The sequence below is a fragment of the Streptomyces spongiae genome (assembly GCF_009377185.1).
In the GTDB taxonomy this organism is placed as follows: domain Bacteria; phylum Actinomycetota; class Actinomycetes; order Streptomycetales; family Streptomycetaceae; genus Streptomyces; species Streptomyces spongiae.
In genome coordinates this window covers 1-1,115 of sequence record NZ_VJZC01001100.1, presented here as the reverse complement: position 1 = coordinate 1,115, position 1,115 = coordinate 1, and the positions used below count along the sequence as shown (strand labels likewise).

The window sequence follows — 1,115 nt, the reverse complement described above, 5'->3', positions numbered from 1 at the left end:
GTGTGCGTGGGTGCAGTCATGGCACTTCGATCCTGCCATGCGGGGGTCGCGGAGTGTGGGTACCGGGTCGCGGTGGGTGGGTCGCGTACGGGCTCGGAGAGGACTGGGACCACCCTGAGTCGCCGTACCAGGATGATGATCTGGAGAAAGTAGTGCCAGGGCGGCGGGGTGGGGCCAGGGAAGTGGCGGATCTCTCGTAAGGTTTGCGGCGTGGGATCTTTGCGTAATCCGATCGGGCCGCTTCCCTCCTCCATCTACTGGCGACGGAGGGCCGTTCTGCTGACCGTTGTCGCCCTGTTGGCGCTTCTGGTCACCTGGGTCGTCACCAGCGGCGGTGGGAACGGCAAGGACAGCGCGGACGGGTCCGACGGCAAGAACCCGGCGCCCTCGATCACGCCGGGCCCCGGCAGTTCGGGGCCCGCGATCAGCCAAGCGCCGGGCGGGCGCGACGAGTCACCGGGCGGCGACACGTCGGGGTCCGGTTCCGGCTCTGGTTCCGGTGATGGCTCGGGTTCGGGCGACACCGGTGGTGGGTCCGGGGCGAGCAGTGGTTCCGGCGCCGGCTCCGAAGGTGTCGGCAGTGGCAGCACCGGGGGCGAGGACGGTGGCACCTCCGGTGAACAGGTCCCGGCGGGTTCGAGCCTGCCCAACTGCGCTTCCGACGCGGTGAAGTTGACGGTCCGCAGCACCAAGAACACCTACGAGCCCGGTGAGAAGCCCACGTTCCAGCTCACCGCGCGGAACTCCTCCGGCAGTGACTGCAAGGTCGATCTCGGCCCCAAGAACGCGGTGGTGACGGTCACTCAGGCCGACAGCGACGACGAGATCTGGTCCTCCGCCGACTGCCCCAAGGCCGCCGGCAGCCTCCTGTTCCGCGTCCCCGCCGATGGCAGCGCCGCCTACACGTTGGCCTGGGACCGCGAGCCGAGTGCCCCCGACTGCGCGACTCCCTCCGGGGGTTCGGCCCCCGCGGGCACCTACCTGGTGGAGGCCAAGGCCCCCGGCCTCACGAAGGCCCAGACGTCGTTCGTACTGGCGAAGGACTGAGGACGGTCGGCCGGGGCGCACCGGGTTTTCCTCGCCCCCGCCGCCCCTACCCGTCCCATCCCCAGGGG

1 protein-coding gene is annotated in these 1,115 nt (G+C 70.3%); it reads left to right on the top strand.

Annotated elements, in window-relative coordinates; genetic code table 11:
* Window positions 1-210: 210 nt before the first annotated feature.
* On the top strand, window positions 211-1,047 hold the full coding sequence (locus tag FNH08_RS50395; protein WP_322726692.1) for a hypothetical protein: 837 nt from the start codon (window positions 211-213) through the stop codon (window positions 1,045-1,047).
* The last annotated feature ends 68 nt before the right edge of the window (window positions 1,048-1,115 follow it).